Origin of the sequence: Streptosporangium sp. OZ121 (genome assembly GCF_051918885.1) — a bacterium.
Lineage (GTDB): Bacteria > Actinomycetota > Actinomycetes > Streptosporangiales > Streptosporangiaceae > Streptosporangium.
Window position 1 is genome coordinate 42,639 of sequence record NZ_JBPXMC010000036.1, and the last position, 25,966, is coordinate 68,604.

Here is a 25,966-nt window from a genome sequence, read left to right on the forward strand (position 1 = left end):
GCGGCACCGAGCGCGTTCGCGCTCCGGGGCGCGCTCGGCTTCGACACGAACCACCGGCAGGAGAGCACCTCAGGTGTACTACGGCGGCGACTACAACCCAGAACAATGGCCCGAATCGGTATGGGACGACGACATCCGGCTGATGCGGGCGGCGGGCGTGAATCTGGTCAGCCTGGGGGTGTTCGCGTGGGCGCGCATCCAGCGCGCCGAGGGCGAGTTCGACTTCGGCTGGCTCGACCGGATCCTCGACAAGCTGCACGCGGGCGGAATCGGGGTGAATCTCGCCACGGCCACCGCCTCCCCGCCACCGTGGGCGAGCCGGGCCTACCCCGAGATCCTGCCGAAGGACGCCTCGGGGGCCACCTACTGGCACGGTAGCCGGCAGGCGTACGCTCCCACGTCGCCGGTGTACCGGCGCCTGGCGGCCGAACTCGCCGGAGCGATCGCGGAACGCTACGCCTGCCATCCCGCGGTGGTGATGTGGCACGTCAACAACGAGTACGGCTGCCATGTGCACGCCGACTACTCCGACAACGCCGCGGTCGCGTTCCGCGCCTGGCTGCGCGGGCGGTACGGCGACATCGAGGCTTTGAACGACGCCTGGGGCACGGCCTTCTGGTCGCAGCGCTACGGCGATTTCGAGGAGGTCGTCCCGCCTCGGCTCACGCCCTCCAGCGTCAACCCCTCCGGCCTCCTGGACTTCAAGCGCTTCACCTCCGACGCGCTGCTCGACCTCTATCGCATGGAAAAGTCGATCATCCGCGCGGCGGGTGGCGCTCAGCCCGTCACCACGAACTTCATCGGCGCGTTCGAGCCGATCGACTACCGCTCGTGGGCGGCGGATCTGGACCTGGTCGCCGATGACAGCTATCCCGATCCGGCGGACGCCGAGTCGTTCCGGGAGGCCGCCTTCGACCGGGATCTCATGCGATCCCTCAAACCGGGAGTTCCGTGGGTCCTCATGGAGCAGGCCCCGGACGCGGTCAACTGGCGTGCGAGCAACTCGCCGAAGGCGCCGGGGCAGATGGCGGCGCTCAGCGTGCAGGCCGTCGCGCGAGGCGCCGACGGGGTGATGTTCTTCCAGTGGCGCCAGTCCCGATCAGGCTCGGAGAAGTTCCACTCGGCGATGGTGCCGCACGCGGGAACCGGCACCCGCACCTGGAGGGAGATCGTCGAGCTCGGGCGGAACCTGGCCGGGCTCCCTCGGCTCTCGGCGGAGGTCGACGCGCCCGTGGCGCTGATCTACGACTGGCAGAACCGGTGGGCGGTGGAGAACTCCGACCATCCGGTGCGCTTCGACTACCTCGCGGTCGTGCGGCAGTGGCACGCGGCGATCCATCGGCAGCACGTCACCGCCGACATCCGGCATCCGGACGACGACCTGTCGAAGTACGCCGTCGTCATCGCACCACAGCTCTACCTGCTGACCGACGCGTCGGCGGCCAACGTCGCGGCCTATGTCGCCGGCGGCGGGACGCTGCTGCTGTCGGCGTTCAGCGACGTGGTCGACGAGCACGACAGGTTCGCCGCCGGGGGCTTCACCACCCGGCTGGGAGCCACGCTCGGCCTCAGGGTGAGGGATTTCGGCGCCCTCCCCCTCGACGCGCACGATCGCACCACGGTGACCGTGTCCCTCGGAGACGCCTCGATGACCGGCCGCCTGTTCGCGGAGGAGCTCGACCTGATCGACGCGACGGTCATCGGCCACTTCCGCGACGGCAGGCTCCAGGGGCACCCCGCCTTCACCTCGCGGACGAACGGTTCGGGAACGGCCTACTACCTGGCCACCATTCCCGATGAGGACGGCATGCGCGCGGTCACCGCGCGGATCTTCGCCGGCGCCGGCGTTCGCCCGCCTGTGGACCGGCTGCCGCAGCACGTCGAGGCCGTCGTGCGCGACGGGCGCCTGTTCGTCATCAACCACTCAGGACAGCCCTTCACGCCGCCTTCGTCCTTCGGCCGCCGGCCGGAGGCGGCCAGCGAAGCCGGTGACACCATCGGCGCCTACGGCTGGCGTGTCTTCGGGCGGGCGGCCTCATGACCGCGGTGCCCCCACTACGGCCACCCGCCTCCCGGACGCCGTGGCCGCGGGCGAGGCCACGTCCCGGATCGTCGTCGGCCGCCGCACACCGCTGCTGGGACGGGTGCGGCCGGAGCGGCTTCCCTGCATCGCGTGACGAGCCCGCCGAGTTCGACGCCTCGGTCGAGGTCGAGCGCCGCTCGCGCCGTGTCCGCTCCCGCGCCGTCCACTTCTCCGGCCGGGTACGAAGGGGTCGCGGGAGTCGACGTGGCGAGGGCGTCGAGGATCACGGTGAGCCCTGACTCGATCTCGCCGAAGACGAGCTCGACGATGCCGTCGAGAACGTCGTCCTTGCCGGCGACGTAGTGGTAGACCGACAAAGGACCCGAAGTGATCCTTGAGGACCGGTGAGGGCGGCGGGGGAGGGCCCTCGGCCCGCGCGCCGGTCCCCGGCACCGGGGGGTGCCGGGGACCGTGCGCGAGGGATCAGGGCAGGTAGACCTTCGGCTGCGGCGGGGTGGCCATGCCGTCGCCGATGAAGAAGCCCGGGTGGGGCGGCTGGTTGTAGGCGGTGTTCTGCCAGGCCAGGGCCACCCGGTACTGCGGGTCGTGCAGCAGAGTGTGGATCTTGGTGCTGGTCGCGGCCGGCGTGGAGTAGATCCGCAGGGCCCGGTTGTCGGTGGTGGGCCAGATGACCTCCTCGCGCCAGTCGCCGAGGATGTCGCCCGACAGGGACGGGGTGGCCTTGGTGCCGTTGTTGGAGTGCACCCCGGAGGCGGTCAGCAGCCGGGTCTCACCGCCGGTGCCGTACTTGTCGATCCGGGTCTGGTCCAGCAGCTCGCGGACCGGGTCGCCGTCCCACCAGGCCAGGAAGTTGGCCGAGGAGGGGTTGCGGCCGACCGAGGCCCCGGAGGAGTTGTACAGGTTGCCCATGTTGGTCCCCGCGCCCCAGAACTCCGCTCCCGGGCTGCCGGCGTAGATGTCGGCGGCCACGCCGCGGCCGGGTCCCTCCGCGCCGCCGTTGTTCGGCCGCTGCCAGACGACCTGCCCGGTGCGGGCGTCGTGCACGTCGGCCGCGGGCTGGTTGCCCGCCTCGTGGATGGTGAACACCTCCAGGCCCGACCGGCCCGGGATCAGGTCGCCGACGTGCAACGCGTCGCCGTGCCCGAAGCCGGTGCGGTACATGCCGGCGCCGTTGTCGTCGATCGTGGCCGCGCCGTAGATGATCTCCTGTCTGCCGTCGGCGTCCACGTCGGCGATGGACAGCTGGTGGTTGCCCTGGCCGGCGTAGCCGCTGTTGCCCGAGGAGTTGGAGTCGAACGTCCAGCGGCGGGTCAGCGAGCCGTTGCGGAAGTCCCAGGCGACGATGACCGCCCGCGTGTAGTAGCCGCGCGCCATGATCAGGCTCGGCCGCTGTCCGTCCAGGTAGGCGGTGCCCGCCAGGAACCGGTCCACCCGGTTGCCGTAGTTGTCACCCCAGGAGGAGACGGTGCCGCGCGGCGGCTCGTAGCCGACGGTCGACATCGCGGCGCCGGTCTGGCCGTTGAACATCGTCAGGTACTCCGGCCCGGCCAGGATGTAGCCGGAGGAGTTGACGTGGTTGGCGCTCGCGTTGCCGATGGTGGTGCCGCGGCCGTCGACCGTGCCGTCGGCGGTCTTCATCGCCACCTCGGCCCGGCCGTCGCCGTCGTAGTCGTACACCTGGAACTGGGTGTAGTGGGCGCCGGCGCGGATGTTGCGACCCAGGTTGATCCGCCACAGCCGGGTGCCGTCGAGCCTGATCCCGTCGATGTAGACCGGGCTGGTGACCCCGGACTGGGAGTTGTCCTTGGCGTCGTTGGGCTCCCACTTCAGCACCAGGTCAAGCCTGCCGTCCCCGTCCAGGTCGCCCGTGCTCGCGTCGCTGGCGGTGTGGTTGCCGCTGGGCGGGCTGATCGGCACGTCCAGGTAGCCGTTGCCGAAGCGCAACGCGGTCCCCGAGTCGGCCTGCTCCGTGCCGCCGACCACGGCGCGCACCGTGTACGAGGCGTCGGCCGCGGCGCCGGAGTCCAGGTAGTTGGTGGAGTTCGTGACGCCGGCGACCAGGGTGCCGCCCCGGTAGACGTTGAACGTGGTGTCGCGGGACTCGGTGCCCAGCAGGCGCCAGGACACCAGGTTGCCGCTGCCGGAGCGCACGCTGATCAGGCCGCGGTCCAGGTCCTCCATCTGCTTGGCGTCGCCGGGGACCGGGTCGGTGCCGCCGAGCTTCACGAGCTGCCACTGCTGGTTGGCACCGTTGAGGTCGGTGTACTGCGACACGCGGGCGCCGTCGGCGGTGGACCGCTCCCACACCTCCAGGGCCTTGCCGCTGGTGCGGTTGATCAGCTTGATGTGGCCGCCGTCGGTGTCGACGACACGGAACTGCTGGTTGCCGCCGTTGAGGTCGGTGTACTGGACGACCTGGGCGCCGTCGGCGGTGGAGTGGTTGTAGATGTCGAGGACCTTGCCGCTGTGGCGTGAGCGCAGCCGGTAGTAACCGCCGCCGGAGTCGACGAACTGCCACTGCTGCCAGGCGCCGTCGTTGCGGGACCACTGGGCGATGGGGGCGCCGTCGTTGGTGGCGAGATTGAGGACGTCGACGGCCTTGCCGCTGTGCCGGTTCACCAGGACGTACCAGGCGTTGGTGTCGATCGTCGCGGCGGCGGCCGGTCCGGCGGCCACGAGCGACTGGCACACCGCGAGCAGTACCAAGACGGCTGCCGCGAGAACGGCGCCGGCACGACGGCGGACGCCTCGCGGGGGAGGGCTTGCGAGTCTGTTCACAGGGGGGTGCCTCTCGTTACGGACGATGGCTCTACGAACGCGCGACGGCTGCTGTTAGCGTTAACATTTCCGCTGGGTGTCGGGCTCTTCACAGGCATGAAGGCAAATGTGTGCCAAGTGTCGGCAGCGACCTCGGGGCGGTCAAGCGGCGTACGGGATCCCCGGAGGGTCCGGAGCGCGGGGCCGGCGTCCCGCGCGGCTTTCCCGGCCGTCTCTCCCGGAGGCCGGCCGCGCACGACCTGCGTCTTCCCGGCGTCCCGGCGCCGCCCGCGGCGCCGGCCCCGCGGCCCGTCCGCAGACCTCGGGGTTCTGAAAGTTTCAGCGCCGCGACCGTGGCCGGCACGCCGGGTGGTCTTTCTCCGGTCCTCTCCTGGTCCTCCCCGCCCTCGCGGTGGCACCGGCGCGGTCCGGCGCGCCGGCCGAGGGAGGTCTCGCCGGTCAGTCGGTGCCGAACTCCATCGCGGCGCGGTCGAGCATCTCGTCGTCACCGGAGACCTCGCCGCGGGAGGCGATGGCCTCGGCGCCGCCCTGCGGCATCGCGCCGATCAGCCCGGTCGAGGCCGCCTGGGCGGCGCCGATGAGCGCGGGGTGGGTGGTGCCGACCATGCCGAGGCCGGCGTACTGCTCGAGCTTGGCGCGCGAGTCGGCGATGTCGAGGTTGCGCATGGTGAGCTGGCCGATCCGGTCCACCGGGCCGAACGCCGAGTCCTCGGTGCGCTCCATCGACAGCTTGTCCGGGTGGTAGCTGAAGGCCGGGCCCGAGGTGTCCAGGATCGAGTAGTCCTCACCGCGCCGCAGCCGCAGCGTCACCTCGCCGGTGATCGCCGTGCCCACCCAGCGCTGCAGCGACTCGCGCAGCATCAGCGCCTGCGGGTCGAGCCAGCGGCCCTCGTACATCAGTCGGCCGAGCCGCCGTCCCTCGTTGTGGTAGCTCGCCAGGGTGTCCTCGTTGTGGATCGCGTTGACCAGCCGTTCGTACGCCGCGTGCAGCAACGCCATCCCGGGCGCCTCGTAGATGCCGCGGCTCTTGGCCTCGATCACCCGGTTCTCGATCTGGTCCGACATGCCCATGCCGTGCCGTCCGCCGATCGTGTTCGCCTCCATCACCAGGTCGACCGGGGTGGCGAACTCCTTGCCGTTGATCGTCACCGGGCGGCCCTGCTCGAAGCCGACGGTCACGATCTCGGCGGCGATCTCGACCTCGGGATCCCAGAACCGCACGCCCATGATCGGGTCCACGGTCTCGATGCCGGTGTCGAGGTGCTCCAGGGTCTTGGCCTCGTGGGTGGCGCCCCAGATGTTGGCGTCGGTCGAGTAGGCCTTCTCGGTGCTGTCGCGGTAGGGCAGGCCGTGGGCGAGCAGCCACTCCGACATCTCCTTGCGTCCGCCGAGCTCGGACACGAAGTCCGCGTCCAGCCAGGGCTTGTAGATGCGCAGATGGGGATTGGCGAGCAGGCCGTAGCGGTAGAACCGTTCGATGTCGTTGCCCTTGAACGTCGAGCCGTCGCCCCAGATCTGCACGTCGTCCTCGATCATCGTCCGGACCAGCAGGGTCCCCGTGACGGCACGGCCGAGCGGCGTGGTGTTGAAGTAGGGGCGCCCTGCCGAGCGGATGTGGAACGCGCCGCAGGTGAGCGCGGCCAGGCCCTCCTCGACCAGCGCCGCGCGGCAGTCGACCAGTCGCGCGATCTCGGCACCGTACGTCAGCGCGCGGCCGGGCACCGAGGCGATGTCGGGCTCGTCGTACTGGCCGATGTCGGCGGTGTAGGTGCACGGAACGGCACCCTTGTCGCGCATCCACGCGACGGCGACCGAGGTGTCGAGGCCGCCTGAGAAGGCGATGCCGACCCGCTCGCCGGTGGGCAGGGAGGTGAGAACCTTGGACATGAAACAAGATTATGCATTACGGCGCATGGTCATGCAAAGCGGGGGGTGGTTCATGGCGCGAGGCGTTGGCCGCGATCGCCTCCCGCAGCCACTCCGCCGCGCCCGGCCGGGTGTTCGTCTCGATGCCCGCCCGGAAACGCGGGTCCTCCACGTACAGGTGGCTCTTTCGCACATGGAACTCGTGCGTCATGTCGTAGAACCAGCGGGCGATGTGCCGCCGCTGCGCCTCGGCCACGTCCATCGCCGCCTCGCTCGACGGGGCCGCGCCGGCGTCCATCAGCTCCCGGATCCGCGCCTCGATCGCCGCGTTGTCGCGGTTGATCCGCTCCCACTGCTCCTTTCCGTAGGCCGCGACGCGCTTCGCGGACTGCGCGTACGCGCCGGAGTCCCCCCACCGCTGCTCCACCTCGGTGAGGTACTCGTCCTCCCGATCGGCGAACTCGCCCCAGACCTCGCGCTTCTCCTCGTCGCCGAGCGGGGACCTGATCTTCCTGTCACTCATGACGGCGACCGTACGGACTGACGTCGCGTGAGGGTCAAACCGGTCGCATATCGGCCCGCACCGGCGACCCCGGGTTGTCGCACGGGCGAGGTCCGGGTGTGTCGATCGAGCCTGTGACCACGGGGGACGCTGCGAACGGCCGCGCTGCCCCGTCATCCCGCCGGTCATCGCCCGACAGGGTGGGCGGCGCGCCCGGCGGGGTGGTCCGCCGTCTGAGGCCGGTGGCTGCACGGCGGGCTGCATCAGGTCGACGCATCGGCGTACGGGACGGTCTATACTCGTTTTCTTAGCGCTCTCACATGAAAAAGAAAACACGTCCCCAACTAAGAGGAGCGTACCAAGGAAATGTCGAGCCGTCAAGTGTCAAGCCCCCAGATCGAGGCCGAGCAGTCCTACATCACCATGCTGTACTGCCACCTCGACGAGGCGCGTGAGCGGGCCGAGACCTCTCTGAGGGAGGCGCACCGGAGTCCAGGGGTCGGCACCGCTCGGGGCATGGTCGAGCGGGAGGTGTTCTCCGGCGAGTACGCCAGGCGCCTCGCCAGGCTCAACGGAGTGGAGCATGGCCTGTGCTTCGGCAGGATCGACGACTCCGGCGGTGAGACCCTCTACATCGGCAGGATCGGGTTGCGCGACGGCGACGGCGAGCCGGTCCTGATCGACTGGCGGGCGCCTGCCGCCCGCCCGTTCTACACCGCCACGCCCGGCAACCCGGGTTCACTGGTACGGCGCCGCCACCTGCACACTCGCGACCGGACCGTGGTCGGCGTCGACGACGAGGTGTTCGACCTCGATCGGATGAGCGACGCCGACCGCCGGTCGCTGGTCGGGGAGGCGGCGCTCCTGGCGACGCTGCGCCGGGCGAGGACCGGCAAGATGAGCGAGGTGGTGGCCACCATCCAGACCGAGCAGGACCGCGTGATCCGCTCGGGCCTGCACGGGATCCTCGTGGTCCAGGGCGGTCCCGGCACCGGGAAGACGGTCGCCGCGCTGCACCGGGCCGCCTACCTGCTCTATACGCACAGGGACGTCCTGGAGCGCAGGGGTGTTCTGATCATCGGGCCCAACGACCTGTTCTCCCGCTACATCGAGCAGGTGCTGCCCTCCCTCGGCGAGAGCGACGTGGTGATGACCACGCTCGGGCGGCTCTATCCGGGCATCGTGGCGACGGCGGAGGACGGCCCGTCTCAGGCCGTGATCAAGGGTGACCTGCGGATGGCCGAGGTGATGGCGAGAGCCGTACGGGATCGGCAGCGGGTTCCCGAAGGGGATCTCGAGGTCGAGATCCCCGCTCGGACGTCGGTGCGCGGCGGCGAGGAGGTCGTGGTCGACTGGACGACGATCCGCGTGGACCACGACACCTGCGTCGTCGCCCGCGACCGCGCCCGCGCGCTGCGCAGCCCGCACAACGAGGCCCGGCACGTGTTCGTACTCGACATGCTGCGGGCGCTGGCCACCGCCGAGGCCGCGCAGTACGAGTGGCTGACGGATGAGGAGGAGCTGGGGGTGGTACTGCCCGACGACGGCGACTCGTGGCTGGAGCTGCCGCCGGACGAGGAGGAGATGCGGGTCGAGGAGGAGGAGACGCTGCGTGAGGCCTGCCGGGTGCTGTGGGAGCAGCCGGCGGTACGGCGGGCGGTGGACGAGCTGTGGCCGGCCCTCACCCCGGAGCGACTGGTCGGCGAGCTGCTGTCCGACTGGGAGGCGATGCTCTCGGCGGGGCTGGACGCCGGTGAGGCGGGAGAGCTGCTACGTGCGCCGGACGCGCCGTGGACGGTGGGTGACGTGCCGCTGCTCGACGAGGCCGCCGAGCTGCTCGGCTCCGACCTGACCGGCGATCCCGAACGTGACCGGGCCGACGCCGCCGAGCGGCGCGACGAGCGGGCCTACGCCCAGGACGTGCTGACCTACAACGAGAACTTCGAGATCCTGGACGAGGCCGGGGCGAGGCTCGGTGACCTGCTGGACGTCGGCACCCTGGCCGACCGTCATCACGACCGCGGCCCGGCGCTGACCACCGCCCAGCGCGCGGTCGCCGACCGGACGTGGGTCTACGGTCACGTGATCATCGACGAGGCCCAGGAGCTGTCGGCGATGGCCTGGCGTTCGGTCATGCGGCGCATCCCGACCCGCTCGCTGACCGTCGTCGGCGACATCGCCCAGACGGGGTCGGCGGCGGGCGCCCGCACCTGGGAAGAGGTGCTGGCTCCCTATGCCGAGGGCCGCTGGCGCGAGGAGCGACTGATGATCAATTATCGGACCCCGGCCGAGATCATGGACGTGGCCGCCGACGTCCTGCGCGCCGTGGCTCCTGACCAGGTCCCCCCGCGGTCGGTCCGTACCGGCGGGACTCCGCCTCGTGCCGTCCACCGGACGTCACCCGGGTTCGCGGACGTGGTGGAGTCCGAGCTCGCCGCGATCGGCGAAGGGCGGTTGGCCGTCATCGTTCCCGACGCGCGCCGTACCGGGCTCGCCGAGGTCGATCTCGAGACGCCGATGGTGGTGCTCACCGCGACCCAGTCCAAGGGGCTGGAGTTCGACGCCGTCGTGGTCGTGGCACCTGACGAGATCCTCGCCCAGTCACCCAAGGGGGGTCACGATCTTTACGTGGCGATCACCCGGGCCACCAGGCGCCTTGCCGTGGTGCACGAAGCGGAACTACCCGACATGCTCGCCAAACTCGCCCGGTAACGGTGACGGTGACGAAGCCGCCTTCGGGAGGAGGAGAAGGTCCTCCTGGCGGTCGCGAAGACGATACGGCCGATCGCCACCGGACCCTCAGGAACAGGTCATCCCGGTCCGGTGAGTTCGGCTCCACCCGGGTGCGGCCACGGTGAACGGCCCGGTACGGGCGCCGATTCCCGGCCCCGGGCCTAGCGCGACTCCCAGGCCTCCCAGAGACGGGCGTAGCGGCCCCCGGCGGCGACCAGTCGTTCGTGGGGCCCCTCCTCGACGATCCGCCCGTGTTCCAGGACGACGACACGATCGGCGGAGACGGCCTGGGTCAGCCGGTGCGCCACGACCAGGGTGGTCCTGCCGCGCGTCGCCGCGGCGGCCGAGTCCTCCAGCACGCGCGCGCCCATGCTGCCCGCCTCCGCGGTGGCCTCGTCCAGCACGGCGACGGCCGGGTCGGCCAGCACCAGGCGGGCCAGGGCGAGCTGCTGCGCCTGGGCGGGCGAGAGCTCGTGACCGCCCTCCCCGACCACGGTGTCGAGGCCTTCGGGCAACGCCAGCGCCCATGGCAGCGCCCCGACCACCTCCAGCGCCGAGGCGACCCGCTCGGCCGTCGCGCCGGGGCGGGCCAGGCGCAGGTCCTCGACGAGGGGCCCGGCGAAGACGTGGGTCTCCTGCGTGATGATCGCCACGTGTCCGCGCAGCCTCGCCGTGTCCAGCGAGGAGGGCGACACCCCGCCGATCAGCACGCTGCCGCCGGTCGGGCGCAGTGACCCGGCCGCGACGGCGGCCAGGGTCGACTTGCCCGCGCCCGTCGAGCCGACCAGGGCCACCCGGGCCCCGGGGGGCACGCGAAGGGTGACGCCGTGCAGGACCTCGGCGGAGCCGTCGTAGCTGAAGCGCACGTCGACCAGGTCGAGTGAGGCGTCGGCCGGGGCCGCTCCCCCCTCGGGCTCGGGAGCGGACTCCAGGTGGGCGACGCCGACCAGCCTGGCCAGGCTCGCCCCGGCCGCCTGCACCTCGTCGAAGACGAACAGCAACATGCCGATCGGGTTGAACAGCCGGTGGAACAGCACCGCCGCGGCGGCGGCCTCGCCGACGGTGACGGCGTCCGCGCGGACCAGCAGGAAGCCGGCGACCAGGATGGTGGTCAGGCCGCAGAACTCGGCCCTGTTGACCCGTCCCACGAAACGGGTGAACAGGTCCAGCACCCCCACCGACACCTCCCTCGAGTCGCGCGAGGCGGTCTCGATGGCGCGCAGGTGACCTTCCTCCACGCGGTAGGCGTGCACCGTGCGCACACCCTGCATGCTCTCCACCAGCCGTTGCGACGAGCGCGCGACCGCGACGCGCTGTCTCGCGTAGTGAGGGGCGGCCCGGGGGAGATACCAGCGCAGCGCCAGCGCGTACAGCGGCACCGAGACGGCGCCGGCCAGGCCGAGCCGCCAGTCGAGGCCGGCCATCGCGGCCAGGCTCAGCGTGCCGAGCAGGACCGAGGCGATCACGCCGGGGATGACGTCGGAGACGGCCCTGGTGACCTCGGCGGCGTCCGCGCTGACGCGCGACAGCAGGTCGCCCTTGCCCGCGCGTTCCAGTCTGGTGAGCGGGAGCGTGAGGGCGCGGGCGACCGTACGCTCGCGAAGGACGGCCAGGATCTGGCCGCCCAGCCTGGCCACCAGGTATGACGTCAGCCCGGTGGCGGCACCGCCGGCGAGGGCCGACAGCGTGATGACCACGGCGACCGCGACGATCACCGCGGTGCCCGACTGCTCGCGCACCCGGTCGACGAGGATGCCCATCACGTACGCGGGGACGACCGACGCCGTCGCGCCGAGCACGCCCACGAGCAGCGTCCCGGCCACCGCGCCGCGGCGCTCGCGCAGCTCGGCGCGCAACCAGCGCCAGGTCTCACCGCCGCTCGCGACCGGCAGCTGATCCCCTTCCCCCGCCGTGCTCATCGCCGCACCGCCCGCCTGTAGTCGTCGTCGGTGGCCCCCAGCTCGGCGTGTGATCCCTCGGCGACCACCTTGCCGCCGTCCAGCACGAACACCCGGTCGGCGGCGGCGAGGAGGGCGGGGCTGCTGGTCACGACCAGGGTGGTGAAGGTGCCGCCGCCCGCGGGGTGGCGCAGGGAGCGCAGGCCACGGGCGATGCCCTGTTCGGTGACCGCGTCCACGGCCGTGGTCGGATCGTGCAGCACCAGGATCGGCGGGCGGGCCAGCAGCGCCCTGGCCAGGGCCACCCGCTGGCGCTGGCCGCCCGACAGGCTCGCGCCCCGCTCCACCACCTGGAGTTCCAGGCCGTCGGGATGGGCGGCGACCACGTCGTCGGCCGCCGAGGCGGCCAGCACCGCCGCGAGCTCCTCCGGGCTCCCCGGCTCGCCGCCCACGGTCAGGTTGGTGGCGAGGGTGCCCTCGAACAGGTCGGTGTGGTGGGGTTCGACGAGGATCCGGCCGCCGATCCTCACGCTTCCGCCGTACTCGGCGGGGCTCACCCGCCCGGACAGCACCCGCACCAGCGCGTCGGCGTCGGCGGGGCGGTGGGCCATCACCCCGACGAGCTCGCCGGGCCCGGCCACCAGGTCCACCCCCGCGAGCGCGTCGTAGCTCAGCCCGGAGACCTCCAGCCCGGGAAGCCCCCCGTCCACCGGGCCCGGCGGGCCCGCCGCGCCGGCGTCGCCGGACCCGCCGGACGGAGGTCCGCCGGGCAGCAGCACCGGCGCGCCGGCCACGCGCGCCACCCGGTCGGCCGAGGCGCGCGCCTCGGCCACCCAGCCGGGCACCAGCGTCAGCGTGCCCACGGGTTCCATCAGGAACTGCGCCAGGCCGATCACCGTCAGGAACTCGCCGGCGGAGATCTGGCCGCGCAACGCGAACCACCCGGCGAGCACCGCGACCCCGCACGCCAGCAGCGCACCGCCCGCGCCGGAGACGGCCGCGTAGATTGCCTGGGTACGGCCGGCCCGCAGCGCGGCCGCCAGCGAGAGCCGGCTGACCCGCTTGTACCGCCGGGAGGCCGCCGCCTCGGCGCCGATGCCCCGCAGCGGCCGCACGCCGCTGACCAGGTCGGTCGCGAGCGACGCGGCCTGACCGGCCAGCTCCTGCTGGGCGGCGACGTGCCGGGTGATGTACGGCGTGCCGGCGTGCAGCGCCAGCAGCGTCAACGGCGTGGCCACCAGGACGGCCACGCCGAGGGGCAGGTCGATGAGCAGCAGCGTCACGGCGCACATCGCCGCCGCGACCAGCGCCCCGACCGCGCGTGGCAGGTGGTCCAGGATTTCCGAGGTGTGGCCGGCGTCGTTGGAGGAGATCGTCAGCAGCTCGCCCGCGCGCAGGCCGGTGTCCGGGCCGCGCCGGTCGATGATCTTCGCGGCGAGTTCCAGGCGCAGGAGATGGGCCTCGTGGGCGATGGCGCGCATCAGGGTCCGCGCGCCGTACCGGTAGGCCAGGGTCAGCGCGGTGAACAACGCGGCCAGCGCGGCCAGCCACCACAGCAGCGACCCGCCGTCGCCCGGGCCGATCGCGCGATCGACGATCACACCGATGAGGATCGGCACGCTCGCCTCGCACACCTGGTGCAGGCTGAGCAGCAGGGTGCCCGCGCCCAGGCGCGCGGCGTTGCGTCTCATGGTCCTGCGCAGAACGTTCGCGCCGGTCATGCCCGCCTCTGCCGTGCGCGTTCCGGTCATGCCCGTCCCTGTCGTGCGCGTGCCCGTCCGGTCGGCGGCCACGCGAAACGGGCTCCGCCCAGGCTCACGGTCACCACCCCCACCGGTGGTTGTGCCGGAGCGAGGCCGCACCGCCAGGACGTCGCCGGCCGGCGGCGACAGCGCGCGGATGAGGGGGACATGGAGGGCTCTTTCGGGCGGCTCTGGACGGGCTGGGCGGAGAGCTCGCCTGAAGTAGGTTAGCCTTTCCTAATCAACGGGAGACTAGCCGGATCCGATGAATTTCGACAAACCGGACGTCGCGCGCCGGCGGGCCCGTCGTCCCCCGGTCACCCGCCCGCGCCGCCCGGTGATGGGACGGCCGGGCCGAAGGTCGTCTCGAAGAGCGTGGTGAAGGTCTCCTGGAAGTCGTTCCAGTCGCCGTTCAGATTGCTCACCAGCACGCGGTTGCCCTGGCGGTCGCCCATCGCGTACGACATCGAGCCCTGGATGAAGCCGCCGCCGCCCCAGAGCGTGACCCCGCACGGGAGCCTCTGGGAGTAGACGCCGAGGCCGTACCGGGTGTCCGGGACCCAGCCCGAGCCCTCCGTCGAGACGGTGGTGAACATCTCCTCCTGCTGGGCGGGCGGCAGGAGACGACCGCCCAGCAGGGCGTTCAGGAACCGGTGCAGATCCGAGGTCGTCGAGATCATGCCGCCGGCGGCCCCGGCCCAGCTCACGTCCATCTCGGTCACGTCGTGGATCTCCGCGTCGGGGTCGCTCTCGCCCAGCTTGGAGTAGTGGCGGGCGTGCGGGTCGCGGACCGTCTCCTCGCTGCCGGGGAGGTAGGTTCCCGTCAGGTGGAGCGGACGGGCGAGACGGTGCTCGATCTCCTCCGCGAGGGTCGTGCCCGTCGCGAGCTCGACGATCATTCCCGCGAGAGCGTAGTTCACCTTGGAGTAGATGAAGCGCTTCCCCGGTTCCTCCGGCCGTGGGGTCTCCCGGCCGGGGATGGCGTCGGGGAGCCCGCCGGTGTGGTTGAGCAGCCGCCTGACGGTGATCCCGGTGCCGTCCGCGCCGAGGTGCTCCTCCACCACGCCGGGCAGCCACTTCGCCACCGTGTCGTCCAGGGTCAGCCTTCCCTCGGCCACCAGTTGCAGGACCACCGTGCCGGTGAACGCCTTGGTGAGGCTTCCGATGCGGAAGTGCTCACCCGGCCGGCGCTCGCGGCCGGTCGTCATGTCGGCCACCCCCGCCGTGCCGAACCACGGCGCCGAGCGGGCGTCCCTGAACTCGGCGGCGACGCCGGGGCCGCCACCGCCGGCCACGACCCGGTCGAGCGCACGCCGGAGCCCGGCGTGGCCCCGGTCGCGGGCGGCCGCGGAGGCGGGGGTCATCATGGCGGCCCCTCCCACCGCCAGGGCGGCGGCGAGCAGGCTCGCGCGGGCATGGAACATCGACATCTTGCCTCCTGGGGCAGGGAAGAAGAACCTGGGGTCGAAGGGGGACACGGCACGCCGGAAGGGGGCGGCCGCGGTCGTTACCCGAGCTCGCCGTTCGCGACGGCGGTGTGGACGCGGCCCAGCAGGTCGGCGCGGTCGACGCCGGCCAGGGCCAGCGCGCGTGGCACCGTGCCGACCTCGGCCCGCAGGATCCCGAGCAGCACGTGCGCCGGTCGCAGGTCCTTCTTGCGGGAGACCGAGGCGAAGCTTCGCTCGAGGGCGAGCCTGCCCGTCGCGCCCATGGTGGGCGGGCGCTTGAGCACGGTGCTCGGCGCCGGGAGGTCGAAGGAGGCGGGGGAGACCCCGACCGTGCTCAGGCTGTGCTCGAACTCCCGGTCGAGCGCGGCCAGGACCGCCTGGTGGTCGAGGCCGACGGAGGCCAGGACACGCTGGGGGGCGGTGCCTGCCTGGGCCGCGACGGCGAGCAGGAGGTGGTGCGCCTCGACCGTGGCCGATCCGTGCCGCTGCGCTTCGACCGCCCCCTCCGTGAGGACCGTGTGGAGGTATCTGTCGAACGTGTTCATGGTGAACGTCTCCTCAGCGTGACGCCCGCGGCGATGAGCCGCCTGGCGTGCTTCCGGTGGACCGCCTGGCGGGTCACACCGAGCGCCTCGGCGACCTGCGGCCAGCTCCAGCCCTCGCGCATCGCCCGCTCGACGGCGGCGTCCTCCAGCTGGTCGGCCAGGCGCCGCAGCGCCACCACGGCCGCCAGCGCGTCGGCGGGGTCCTGGGGGTCGGAGATGTCACTCGCGGGCATGTGAGCAATATTAATTGACTAATCCGATTTTAGTCAACATGAGTTGCTTAGAGGGGGAGTGCGGGCGACGCCGATCCTCACCTGACGGAAGCGGGGCCGCGCGGGCGCTCGTGCCCGGACGCCCTGATGCCGGGCGCACCCGAGGCCGCCCGTAGCCCGTACGCCCGTAGCCCGTACGCCCGTACAGGAAGAACCGGGGGGCCGGGAAGCCCGTACGGGGTGTCAGAGCGCGTCGGTGTGGGCCTGGGCGAGGCGTTCCAGCACGCCCGGGCCGTCCCGTTCCGGAGCCGGCTCGCCGAGGTGCACGGTCCGCAGCTCGGCCATGAACTCCTCCCACAGCTCCGGCCCGCCGGCCGTGAGCAGCTCCGCCCGCACCCGCAGCCGCTTCGTGGTCTGCCTGTGGCGCAGACCCCACTCGCCGAGCTGGGCGAAGACGGGCACCAGCCGGATCGACGCCTCGGTCAGGCTGTAGGCGGCCCGCCGTCCCGGCCCCGCGTCCTCGCGGGTCAGCAGACCGGCGTTGACCAGCCGCTTCAACCGGTCGGCCAGGATGTTGGAGGCGATCCCCTCCTCCGAGCCGGTGAGCAGCTCCCTGAAGTAGCGCCGGTTGCCGAACATCATGTCCCGCAGCACGAGCAGGCTCCAGCTGTCGCCGAACGCCTCGACGGCGGCATTGATCGGGCACCCCGAACGCGCCGGCTCCGCCACCTCGCACCCCACTTCCGATACTTCCGCTGCTTCCGACCTGATTGCAATTTACCACCGGTATGGCCTAGCGTGAGGCTACCGATTGCAAAATGCAAGCAGATTACGGAGGCGACGAATGATCGACACCGAGCCGCAGACCGCGGGCGGGAAGGTGCTCTGGCACTTCACGATGTCGCTGGACGGATTCGTGGCGGGGCCGGACCACGAGATGGACTGGATGACCGGGACCCCGTCCCGTCCGGGCCTGATCGGCGAGTACGTCGAGACCACGGGCGCCGTGCTGGGAGGCAGGGACGGCTGGGACCGGTTCCCGGACGCGAGCGGCGTGTACGGCGGCGCCTGGGAAGGGCCGGTCTTCGTGCTCACCCACCACCCCGAGGACGCGAAGCCCGCCGACGGGGTCACGTTCCTGAGCTGCGACCCGGCCGAGGCGGTGCGGATCGGGCTCGCGGCGGCCGGCGGCAAGAACCTCGAGGTGCTCTCGCCGAGCATCGGCCGCCAGCTTCTCGAGCGGGGGCTCATCGACGAGATCGACCTGCACATCGCGCCGGTCCTGCTGGGTGAGGGCATCCGGCTGTACGACAACCCCGGCGGTGCGCCGATCCCCCTCCACCTGGTCGGCGACGGCGACCCCGCGTTGATCGTGAACGTACGCTACCGGCCCGCCGCGACGGCGAAGGCCGCGGCGGGCCGGTAGCGGGGCGTGCCGGGCGACTGACGCCGGCTGCCGCGAGAGTGCCGGTGCGTGGTGTTCGGCTCGTCGTGCCCGATGCCCTCAGGCCCGCGGCCGGGTCCGCGCGCCCATCCCGCCGGCCATCTGGTTGCTTCATACAACTATCTGGTTGTATGGTCGAACCATGGCGGATGATCGCGAACTCCAGGAGGCCGTGGCCCGCTTCGTGCGGGCCTTCGGGCTTCACCAGCCGGACCGGACTCCCTGCGGGCAGCCCCTCCCGGTGTCGGAGGCCCACGCGCTGGGCGAGCTGGCCAGGGACGGCGCGTTGCGGCAGAGCGACCTGGCGCACCGGCTCCGGCTGGAGAAGAGCACCACCAGCCGGCTGGTCACGCAGCTCATCAGCCGCGGCTGGGCCGAGCGCACCCCGGCGCCCGACGACGGGCGCGGCGTGCTGGTCCGGCTCACCCCGGACGGGGTGAAGGCCGCGGCCCGGCTGGCCGAGGCCAGAGCCGCGCGGTTCTCCGCCGTTTTGGAGCGTGTCCCCGAGGGCGAACGCGCCGACGTGTTGCGCGCCCTGACCACTCTCACGGAGGCCATGGATGAAACTTGAGGATCGACGCGTTCAGGCGCTCGCCGCGGCGCTCGCGCTCATCGTCGTCGCGGCGACGGCGTACGTGCTCACCGGCCTGAACGAGCAGCGGGCGCTGGCCGCCCGGCAGGCCGAGATCGCGGCCAGGAGCCGGCAGGTGATGCCGTTCGACCTGGAGCGCACCACGCACCACTTCGCCAAGTCCGCCACCGGCGGCGTGCAGACGGTCACCTCCGACGACCCCGCCGACGCCGAGCAGGTCACGCTGATCCGCGAGCACCTGGCCGCCGAGGCCGCGGGCTTCGGCAGGGGCGACTACGGCGACCCCGCCTCCATCCACGGCGGTGAGATGCCGGGCCTGCGCGACCTCGAACAGGGCCACGACCGCATCGACATCCGCTACGCCGAACTGCCCGCAGGTGCCAGGATCACCTACACCACCTCCGACGCGCCGCTGGTCACGGCGTTGCACGCCTGGTTCGAAGCCCAGGTCACCGACCACGGCCGGCACGCGGAACACGGCTGACCTCACCTCCCGAAACCTCCCGAAACCTCCCGAACGCCTTTCTCGCCGCCGGATCCGCCCGCCTCATTCATACCCAGCCGGGGTAGGGTTTCCTTAGCCTGCCCGCATACCTGACCCAGGTGGTGTCTCGCCCTGGGTGATGGGTTCTTCCGGCCGTCGGGACCCCCGCGGAGCGTCCAGCGGGCGCGGCGAACGCCCCCGGCCCGACGCCGCGCGACCGGGCCCCGTCCCGCCCGGCGGGCGACGGCGACCGGCCTGAGGGCACACCACCCCGCCCACTCCTCGAACCCCCATCCGGAAGGACCAGCGTGATGGACGTCCGTCGCGCCACGCCCGATGCCGAAGGTGACCCCGGTCGGCTCGCGCAGGACCGGCTCGCACGGGACCGTCCGCACCCCGCGCGGCGGCGAGGGCGGGGTGGCTCACCCGGTACCCCCGCCACCCGGCCGCCCCTCACCGATCAGGCACTCGGCGTGGTCTCCTTCCAGGCGTCGGCCCACCCTCCCTGCACCATGGTCTGGAAGACCCACCGGCCCCCCGACTTCACCAGCAGGTCCGCGTAACGCATGCCGTACGCCTCACCGTTGACCGTCATCGTCGCGTCGGTGACCACGACGACCAGGTTCGCGGTCAGGAAGTGGGGGGTGCGGACCGACTCCATCGTGAGGTCGCCCGCCTCCCCGCCTCCCATCACCTCGGCCATCGTGCGCGTGAACCGCTCCCTCGTCCACCGGTCGGCCAGGCCGTCGCCGTCGGGACCGTCGGTCACCACGTTGAGCGGGAACATCGCCATGTCCGCCATGCGCTCGACGTCGACCTTCGCGCTGTGGGCGTCGTACTCGGCGAACCACGCCTCGACGCTCTCCCGGTCGTCGTCCGTCGGTGTGAAGGCACCGCCACCGAACGGGGATTCCTGGACCTCTGACACTGCTCCGCTCCTTCGTCGACGACGCGTCCTGCCGGTCCTCACCCGCCACCGGACGGCGTGGAACACCGTCCGGTGGCACGCTCCGAACCGTACGAGATACCGTACACCGTACGGAGTATCTGTCAAGCGAGACGGCCGGGAGCCGCGCCCGGCGGGGCTCGGGGATTCCGGTAAATCGGTCGGTCGTGGCGACGTTCGCGCCGCCTTCGACGGCGTCGGAGCGGTTCCGCGTACTCCGCGCGGTGTTCTCGGCGGGTCCAGGCGGGATCGCGGCCGGTGAGGCCGAGTGCGCGGTCCAACGGCGGCGATGAGGCCGGGGCGGTGGCCTCCGGCCCGTAGACGCCCTTCTCCCGGCCCTGCGCGACGTTCCTCGCCAGCTCCTCGTGCAGGTGCGTGACAAGGTCGTCGTCCCAGGCCGGGTGCCGGCCGATCGCCCGCGCGCCCGGCTCGGCGATCGCGAACGCCCCGAATGTATAGCAATGCTATGCTATATATTCTGGTGCCATGGTGAGGACGAAGGATCCGGCGGTCCGCACCCTGCTCATCGAGCGGGCCGCGCACATGCTCCGCACCCGCGAGCCCATCACCCTGCGATCACTGGTGGCCGGGACCGGGGTGTCGACGATGGCCGTCTACACCTATTTCGGAAACATGGACGGCATGTGGAAGGCCCTGCGCCAGGAGGGCTTCACCCGCCTGGCGGCCAGGTTCACGACGGTGACGATGTCCACGGACCCGGTGCGGGACCTGACCGCCATGGTCGCCGCCTACCTCCGCAACGCCCTGGACCACCCCGACCTGTACCGGGTCATGTTCGACGCGAACTTCGAGCTCGAAGACCTCAAGGCCGCGGACGCGACCCTGGAGCATCTGGTCCAGGCCGTCGAACGAGGCAGGAGGGCCGGCCGCTTCCGCGCCGACACCGACCCGCTGGAACTGGCGATCCAGAGCTGGGTCGTCGTCCACGGGCTGGCCTCCCTGGTCGCCAACGGCCCGCTGCCGCGCGAAACGCTCGCTCACGGCGTCCCCCTGCTGACCGCGCTGTTCGTCAGCAGGGGAGACGACCCCGACAGGTGCCGCCTGTCGGTCGAGAACGGCTGGAAGCAACTGCGCCCACCTGGCGGATAGCCCGCCACTCCGGCTCACCGGCCGAGGCAGAGTCTGCCCTTATCGAGATTTCCGATTTCGCTCCTCATGTGCTGTCTCCTTGGCGCGATCAAGGTGAGCCGTGCCGTACGACCGACCCCGCGGCCCGCGTCGGACCCCTGGTGATCAACCCGGGCGGCCCCGGCGGGTCGGGCGTGGAGACCGCCCACGGCGCCCCCCTCGATCTGAGACCCGGCATGCGGGTGCTGGACCTCGGTTCCGGCAAGGGGGCGACGTCGGTGTTCCTGGCCCGCGAGTACGGTGTCCAGGTCGTCGCGACCGACTGGTGGATCGGCGCGGTCGAGGCGGCGGAGGTCTTCGCCGAGGCCGGCTTGCAGGAGGGCGGCTGGGAGAACTGGCTGCTCTGGGCCAGAGCCTGCGCCGGCCACCGGCCACCGGCCGGAGAAGCGTGTCGCGCATCAGCCGGTGATCGACATGCTCGTCGCGGACGGCGGCGAGTTCCTCGGCTTCACCCTGGTGACCGCCCGCAAGAGGTGACCGCCCCCTCCGGGACAGGCGGTGAGGACGCCGTCCCGGAGGGGGGTTCGGTCAGAGCCTCCGGTAGTAGACGGCGACCGGAAGCGGGATGCCTCCGAGCTTCTCGTAGAGAGCTCTGGCGGGCGCGTGGAAGGGGTCGCCCCCGGTGCCGATCTCGACCACCTCGGCTCCGAGAGCCCGCATCTCACCGAAGGCGTGCTCGCACAGCGCGGTGCCCGCGCGGTTGCGGCGGTGCTCGGCCGAGACGGCGAGATGCGTGATGGTCCCGTTCCGGCGAGCCGGGTCGACGCTCCAGGCCACGTAGCCGACGACGACGTCCCCGGTCTCGGCGACCGCGACGTACCTGTGCAGGTCCGGGTCGTGGAGTTCGGCGACCTGCTCGCGATAGTCGCCGCGCCAGTCGCCGTGCTGGTTGGCGAAGACGACCTCACCCATCAGGGGGCGGAAGTGGTCCTCGTAGAACGGCCGGAACGTCTCGATGGTCAATGCGGTGAGCCGCGCCAGGTCGTGCTGAACGAACGGGCGGATGAGCATGGAAGTGCGCCTTTCGGACTGAGGGTTTGACACCCGAACGAGAAAAGGGCATCGGTCGGCCCGCTCACGGCCTGGTTCCGGCGGCGAACAGGCCCTCAGTGACGGGTACGCCAAGCGGCGAAGCACTCCATGGCACACCACGATAGCGTTCCGCCGGACAGCGGCGTCACCCGGAACACCTCGGAGCCGTGCGCTGCCGGGCGCCTCGACGGGGACCACTCGACGGCACCCGCCGACCGTTCTTGCGGGCCGCGTGTCCCGTCGAGCCTTGAGGGCCACATGTCACGCGGGGTGGTATTCGCTTCTAAGCTCGGGGTGTGGCGAAATACCTTGATGTGCATCCGAACAGTCCCCAGCCCCGGCTGATCGGCCAGGTGGTCGAGCTTCTGCGTGCGGACGGGCTGATCGCGTACCCGACGGACTCCGGTTACGCGCTGGGATGCCGGCTGGGCAACAAGGAGGGGATCGACCGGATCAGGGAGATTCGCGACCTCGGCAGCGACCACCACTTCACCCTGGTCTGTAGAGATTTCGCTCAGTTCGGCCAGTTCGTGCATGTAAGCAATGCGCTGTTCCGCTCGGTCAAGGCGGCGACTCCCGGCGGTTACACCTTCATCCTGCCCGCGACCAAGGAGGTGCCGCGGCGGTTGCTGCATCCCCGGAAGAAGACGGTCGGCGTCCGGATCCCCGATCACGTCGTCACGCAGGCGCTGCTGGCCGAACTCGGCGAACCACTGGTGTCGAGCACCTTGCTGCTGCCCGACGAGGCCGAGCCCCTGACACAGGGCTGGGAGATCAAGGAGAGGCTCGACCACGTGGTGGACGCCGTCATCGACTCCGGCGAGTGCGGCGCCGTCCCGACGACGGTCGTCGACTTCTCGCAGGGTGAGCCCGAGATCCTCCGCCGAGGCACCGGAGACCCGTCCCTCTTCGAATAGGGGCGCGGTGCTCGTTCTCCACCCCCCGGGCACCCTGTCGCCGCCGGAGTCGCTCGTCATGGACGCGGCCCCCACCTCTCGCCACGGCGGCATCGGACATCGCGGTGCCGCCGCCGGCGAGGTCGTCCTCGTGACCCGATCCCGGCACGGACGGTGTCCGTCTTAGCGGAGCGGGCCCGGAACTCCTGTTAGCGTTATCGCATAGGGGGTGAGCTGCTTTGAAGGCGAAATCGAACGACGGCCCGCCGCGCTCCAGACCTGCTGTGCTGGAGGACGTCGCCGCGCTCGCCGGAGTGTCGGCGATGACCGTCTCCCGGGCGCTCAACGCGCCCGAGAGGGTGCACACCGAAACCCGGGCGCGCGTGCTGGCCGCGGTGCAGGAGCTGGACTACCGGCCCAACGCCGCGGCCCGCCAGCTCGCCACGGGACGGTCGGGGGTACTGGGCGTGGTCAGCATCGACACGACCCTGTACGGTCCGGCCTCGACCCTCTACAGCATCGAGCGTGCCGCGAGGCTCAACGACTACGCCGTGAGCATCGCCAGCCTGAGCACGCTCGACCGCCGCTCGATCGAGGAGAGCCTCCGCCAGCTGCGCTCCCAGTCGGTGGACGGCGTCATCATCGTCGCCCCGCACGAGTCGGCGGCCGACGGCCTGCGCCACCTGTCGTCGGATATCCCCGTGGTCGCGGTCGACGCCGGGGCCGGCCTCTCCGTTCCCGTCGTCATGGTCGACCAGCGGGCGGGAGCGACACGGGCGACCAGGCACCTGCTCAGCCTCGGCCATGAGACGGTGTGGCACGTGGCGGGCCCGGCCAGCTGGATCGACGCCAACGGCCGGGTCGAGGGCTGGCGCGAGGTGCTGGAGGCCGGAGGGCACCGGGTTCCCGAGGTGCTGCGCGGGGACTGGAGCTCGCGCTCCGGCTACCAGCTCGGCCGCCGCCTGGCACAGGACCCCGAGGTCACGGCCATCTTCGTGGGCAACGACCAGATGGCCCTGGGCGTGCTGAGAGCGCTGCGCGAGGCCGGGCGGCGCGTTCCCGAGGACGTCAGCGTGGTGGGCTTCGACGACGTGCCGGAGTCCGCCTACTTCTGGCCCCCGCTCACGACGGTCCGGCAGGATTTCGAGGAGGTCGGCAGCCACGCCTTCCACGTGCTGCTCGACCAGATGGCGGGCAGGCCGAGCCAGCCCCGGCGGCTGGTGGAGCCCGAGCTCATCGTGCGGGAGAGCACCGGGGCCGCGCCGAGCTGACGCGGCCGTCGAGCGCACATCGGGACGGCCTGAGGCTCATACGACCCTCAAAGAGCTTCAGGCCCTGCTGGTCACCCCTGGACCGGCCGATGCCCCACCTGCCGCTACGTGGCGGTGTGGAACGAGCCGGACGCCGAGCCGCGCCGTAAGGTCGGCGGGGCGAGGTTGTGTTAGCGCTAACTTATTTCTGTACGAAATCCCGGTAATCCCTGGAGCGATGACCGGATCCCCGGATTGCCGATGGGACGGTGAGGGCCGGGCCGCGTCCGTGTTTCCGGCGCGTTTCGCAGAGTGTTAACGCTCACAGCATGGTTGTCAACACCCGGATTACCGGACGGGGGCGGCCCGCGCGCTGCCGATGGGCCGATAGAGCGCCACTGACCTGCTCTTTCGAGAGGCCCGTCGTCGCTCGCCGGCCGGTCGGCGGCGGTGGCTCGCCGGCCGGGCGTCAGGGGGGTATTGACCGACCGGATGTTAGCGATCACACTGATGTGACGCCGATGTAACCTCTGTCCGGCCGCGGTTGTCTGTTCGCGTTTCGGCATGTCGGCGGTCACGTGGTGCCGTGAAAGATAAATATTCGCGAGACGAATTGTTAGCGCTAACACCAATGGTCCGATAGAGGGGCGAAGCAGGACGCGCCCGTGTCCCTCGACGCGGCCGTACGCGACGCCACCGGCCCGCGCCCGGCCACGGGAGCCGGCCGCCCCGGCCGGTCCGCGCGGCACGCGGCCCCCGTACCCGTCCAGCCCCCACCGGCGCCGTCGACGACGAGAAGGCAGGGAGACCACCCTCGACCGGATGCATCGCCGGGGACGGCGCCATCCGCCCCATCGTGCCCGCTCCCGAAGGAGAAACGCATGTTGAAAGCCTTGTCCCGGGTGGGCGCGGTGCTCGCCGCCTGCCTGATGTTCACCTCGTGGTCGCTGGCCGTCCCGAAGGAGGCGGCCGCCCTCGAACCTTTCACCGGGTACCTGATGGCGCACTTCACCGGGGAGTCGGCGAACGGCGAGCAGATCTACCTCGCCCACAGCGACGACGGGCTGCGCTGGACCGACCTGAACAACGGCGCGGTGGTCCTGCGCTCCACGGTCGGCACGCGAGGGGTCCGCGACCCCGCCCTCGTCCGCTCTCCCGCCGGTGACCGGTACTGGATCGTCGCGACGGACCTGCGCATCGCCGGCGGCACCTCGTGGGGCGACGCCTCGAGCCGGGGCAGCACCTCGCTCGTCGTGTGGGAGTCGAGCGACCTGGTGAACTGGTCGGCTCCGTGGCTGATCAACGTCGCGGGCGCCATCCCCGGCGCCGGCAACGCCTGGGCGCCCGAGGCCATCTACAACCCCGAGACCGGCGACTACGTCCTGTACTGGGCGACCAACTCGCTCCGCAACGGCGTGACCAAGCACCGCATCTGGTACACGCGCACCGCTGACTTCCGCAGCTTCTCCGCACCGCAGCTGTACATCGACCGCGGGACCGGCCAGGGCATCATCGACACGCAGATCGTCGACGTGCCCGGCAGCGTCGGCGGCTACCGGTACTACCGGGCCTCGGCGGACGGCCACATCACGATCGAGGCGAGCAACTCGATCCTGGGATCCTGGACGACCCTCGGGAACCTGTCGCACATGGGCATCTCCAACGGCACGGGCGGCGGCAACGTCGTGGAGGGCCCGATGTGGGCGCAGTTCAACGGCCGCAACGAGTGGGCCCTGTGGCTGGACCAGTACGCCACAGGCCGCGGCTACATGCCCATCACCTCCACCAACCTGGGCAGCACGCGCAACTTCCAGACGCGCTCCGACTACGGCACGGGCGTCAACCGCAAACGCCACGGCTCCATCCTCAACCTGACCGCCGCGGAGGAGAACCGCGTCCTCGGCCGCTGGGGCGCCACCGCGCCGGTCAACCGCATCCAGTCGTACAACTTCCAGACCCGCTACGTGCGGCACGCGAACCTCGACGTGCGCATCGACGCGAACGTCAGCCCCGCCCAGGACGCGCAGTTCCGGCTGGTGCCGGGCCTGGCGAACGGCAGCGGCTACGTGTCCTTCGCGTCGGTGAACTATCCCGGGTACTACCTGCGGCACTACGGGTACGATTTCGTCCTCGCGCCCGACGACGGCACCGCCACCTTCGCGGCGGACGCCACGTTCCGCCAGGTCGCCGGGCTCGCCAGCTCGTCCTGGACGTCCTTCCAGTCGTACAACTTCCCCGACCGGTACATCAGGCACTACGACTACCTGCTCCGGCTCGACCCGATCACCGACGCGCAGGGCCGCGGCGACGCCACCTTCCGCGTGACGACGTGACGACGTGATCTCCGGCGAGCCGCCGTGCGGCTCGCCGGACCCGGGATCTCCATGGCCCGCCCTCCGCGCGAG

At 71.4% G+C, this 25,966-nt stretch carries 21 protein-coding genes; 9 read left to right on the forward strand and 12 right to left on the reverse strand.

Going from position 1 to position 25,966, the window contains the following annotated elements:
* Positions 1-73: 73 nt before the first annotated feature.
* The gene (locus tag ACTOQ1_RS37950) at positions 74-2,041 is read left to right on the forward strand and encodes a beta-galactosidase (protein WP_440072921.1); all 1,968 of its coding nucleotides are present in this window, start codon (positions 74-76) and stop codon (positions 2,039-2,041) included.
* Positions 2,042-2,055: 14 nt separating this feature from the next.
* Here ACTOQ1_RS37950 and ACTOQ1_RS37955 read toward each other — a convergent pair whose 3' ends face one another.
* The 4 genes from ACTOQ1_RS37955 to ACTOQ1_RS37970 all read right to left on the reverse strand — a co-directional run bounded on the left by ACTOQ1_RS37955 (position 2,056) and on the right by ACTOQ1_RS37970 (position 7,211).
* Positions 2,056-2,400 carry a hypothetical protein gene (locus tag ACTOQ1_RS37955; protein WP_440072923.1) on the reverse strand — a complete coding sequence of 115 codons (345 nt, stop codon included), beginning with the start codon at positions 2,398-2,400 and terminating at the stop codon, positions 2,056-2,058.
* Positions 2,401-2,506: 106 nt separating this feature from the next.
* Positions 2,507-4,750, reverse strand: a complete 2,244-nt coding sequence (locus tag ACTOQ1_RS37960) for an RICIN domain-containing protein (protein ID WP_440072924.1) — start codon at positions 4,748-4,750, stop codon at positions 2,507-2,509.
* Positions 4,751-5,260: 510 nt separating this feature from the next.
* On the reverse strand, positions 5,261-6,709 hold the full coding sequence (argG, locus tag ACTOQ1_RS37965) for an argininosuccinate synthase (RefSeq protein ID WP_440072925.1): 1,449 nt from the start codon (positions 6,707-6,709) through the stop codon (positions 5,261-5,263).
* Positions 6,710-6,725: 16 nt separating this feature from the next.
* Entirely contained in the window at positions 6,726-7,211 is a 486-nt protein-coding gene (locus tag ACTOQ1_RS37970) for a TipAS antibiotic-recognition domain-containing protein (protein WP_440072927.1), read from the reverse strand.
* A gap of 345 nt (positions 7,212-7,556) precedes the next feature.
* On the opposite strand from ACTOQ1_RS37970, the gene ACTOQ1_RS37975 reads away from it, so the two are divergent.
* Positions 7,557-9,902 (forward strand): HelD family protein, encoded by a 2,346-nt coding sequence (locus ACTOQ1_RS37975; protein WP_440072929.1) that lies wholly within the window; start codon positions 7,557-7,559, stop codon positions 9,900-9,902.
* 182 nt (positions 9,903-10,084) lie between these two features.
* Here ACTOQ1_RS37975 and ACTOQ1_RS37980 read toward each other — a convergent pair whose 3' ends face one another.
* The 6 genes from ACTOQ1_RS37980 to ACTOQ1_RS38005 all read right to left on the reverse strand — a co-directional run bounded on the left by ACTOQ1_RS37980 (position 10,085) and on the right by ACTOQ1_RS38005 (position 16,497).
* A complete protein-coding gene (locus tag ACTOQ1_RS37980) occupies positions 10,085-11,842 on the reverse strand; it encodes an ABC transporter ATP-binding protein (RefSeq protein WP_440072931.1) in 1,758 nt (585 codons plus the stop codon).
* Entirely contained in the window at positions 11,839-13,572 is a 1,734-nt protein-coding gene (locus ACTOQ1_RS37985; RefSeq protein WP_440072932.1) for an ABC transporter ATP-binding protein, read from the reverse strand. The genes ACTOQ1_RS37980 and ACTOQ1_RS37985 overlap by 4 nt, the downstream gene beginning before the upstream one ends.
* Before the next feature lie 308 nt (positions 13,573-13,880).
* Positions 13,881-14,993: a serine hydrolase domain-containing protein gene (locus ACTOQ1_RS37990; RefSeq protein WP_440072934.1), complete on the reverse strand. Its 1,113-nt coding sequence runs from the start codon at positions 14,991-14,993 to the stop codon at positions 13,881-13,883.
* A 77-nt stretch (positions 14,994-15,070) separates the two neighbouring features.
* Positions 15,071-15,556, reverse strand: coding sequence for a Clp protease N-terminal domain-containing protein (locus tag ACTOQ1_RS37995; protein ID WP_440072935.1), 486 nt, complete (start codon positions 15,554-15,556; stop codon positions 15,071-15,073).
* Positions 15,553-15,789 carry a hypothetical protein gene (locus ACTOQ1_RS38000; protein ID WP_440072936.1) on the reverse strand — a complete coding sequence of 79 codons (237 nt, stop codon included), beginning with the start codon at positions 15,787-15,789 and terminating at the stop codon, positions 15,553-15,555. Before ACTOQ1_RS38000 ends, ACTOQ1_RS37995 begins: the two co-directional genes overlap by 4 nt.
* A gap of 222 nt (positions 15,790-16,011) precedes the next feature.
* Entirely contained in the window at positions 16,012-16,497 is a 486-nt protein-coding gene (locus ACTOQ1_RS38005) for a winged helix-turn-helix transcriptional regulator (protein WP_440072937.1), read from the reverse strand.
* 115 nt (positions 16,498-16,612) lie between these two features.
* Between ACTOQ1_RS38005 and ACTOQ1_RS38010 the strand changes: the two genes are divergently transcribed.
* The 3 genes from ACTOQ1_RS38010 (at position 16,613) to ACTOQ1_RS38020 (ending at position 18,288) form a co-directional block, all read left to right on the forward strand.
* On the forward strand, positions 16,613-17,194 hold the full coding sequence (locus tag ACTOQ1_RS38010; RefSeq protein WP_440072938.1) for a dihydrofolate reductase family protein: 582 nt from the start codon (positions 16,613-16,615) through the stop codon (positions 17,192-17,194).
* 160 nt (positions 17,195-17,354) lie between these two features.
* Complete coding sequence (locus tag ACTOQ1_RS38015) at positions 17,355-17,783, forward strand: MarR family winged helix-turn-helix transcriptional regulator (RefSeq protein ID WP_440072940.1); 429 nt, start codon at positions 17,355-17,357, stop codon at positions 17,781-17,783.
* Positions 17,773-18,288 carry a hypothetical protein gene (locus ACTOQ1_RS38020; RefSeq protein WP_440072941.1) on the forward strand — a complete coding sequence of 172 codons (516 nt, stop codon included), beginning with the start codon at positions 17,773-17,775 and terminating at the stop codon, positions 18,286-18,288. Before ACTOQ1_RS38015 ends, ACTOQ1_RS38020 begins: the two co-directional genes overlap by 11 nt.
* A 460-nt stretch (positions 18,289-18,748) precedes the next feature.
* Here ACTOQ1_RS38020 and ACTOQ1_RS38025 read toward each other — a convergent pair whose 3' ends face one another.
* Positions 18,749-19,216: a nuclear transport factor 2 family protein gene (locus tag ACTOQ1_RS38025; RefSeq protein ID WP_440072942.1), complete on the reverse strand. Its 468-nt coding sequence runs from the start codon at positions 19,214-19,216 to the stop codon at positions 18,749-18,751.
* Between the two features lie 504 nt (positions 19,217-19,720).
* Here ACTOQ1_RS38025 and ACTOQ1_RS38030 point away from each other — a divergent pair.
* Entirely contained in the window at positions 19,721-20,344 is a 624-nt protein-coding gene (locus ACTOQ1_RS38030) for a TetR/AcrR family transcriptional regulator (RefSeq protein WP_440072943.1), read from the forward strand.
* Between the two features lie 567 nt (positions 20,345-20,911).
* On the opposite strand, the gene ACTOQ1_RS38035 is transcribed toward ACTOQ1_RS38030, so the two are convergent.
* Positions 20,912-21,394 carry an N-acetyltransferase family protein gene (locus ACTOQ1_RS38035; protein ID WP_440072944.1) on the reverse strand — a complete coding sequence of 161 codons (483 nt, stop codon included), beginning with the start codon at positions 21,392-21,394 and terminating at the stop codon, positions 20,912-20,914.
* A 317-nt stretch (positions 21,395-21,711) separates the two neighbouring features.
* On the opposite strand from ACTOQ1_RS38035, the gene ACTOQ1_RS38040 reads away from it, so the two are divergent.
* The 3 genes from ACTOQ1_RS38040 to ACTOQ1_RS38050 all read left to right on the forward strand — a co-directional run bounded on the left by ACTOQ1_RS38040 (position 21,712) and on the right by ACTOQ1_RS38050 (position 25,894).
* Positions 21,712-22,332: an L-threonylcarbamoyladenylate synthase gene (locus ACTOQ1_RS38040; protein WP_440072945.1), complete on the forward strand. Its 621-nt coding sequence runs from the start codon at positions 21,712-21,714 to the stop codon at positions 22,330-22,332.
* Between the two features lie 218 nt (positions 22,333-22,550).
* Positions 22,551-23,582, forward strand: a complete 1,032-nt coding sequence (locus tag ACTOQ1_RS38045; protein ID WP_440072947.1) for a LacI family DNA-binding transcriptional regulator — start codon at positions 22,551-22,553, stop codon at positions 23,580-23,582.
* 860 nt (positions 23,583-24,442) lie between these two features.
* A complete protein-coding gene (locus ACTOQ1_RS38050; protein ID WP_440072948.1) occupies positions 24,443-25,894 on the forward strand; it encodes a glycoside hydrolase family 43 protein in 1,452 nt (483 codons plus the stop codon).
* The last annotated feature ends 72 nt before the right edge of the window (positions 25,895-25,966 follow it).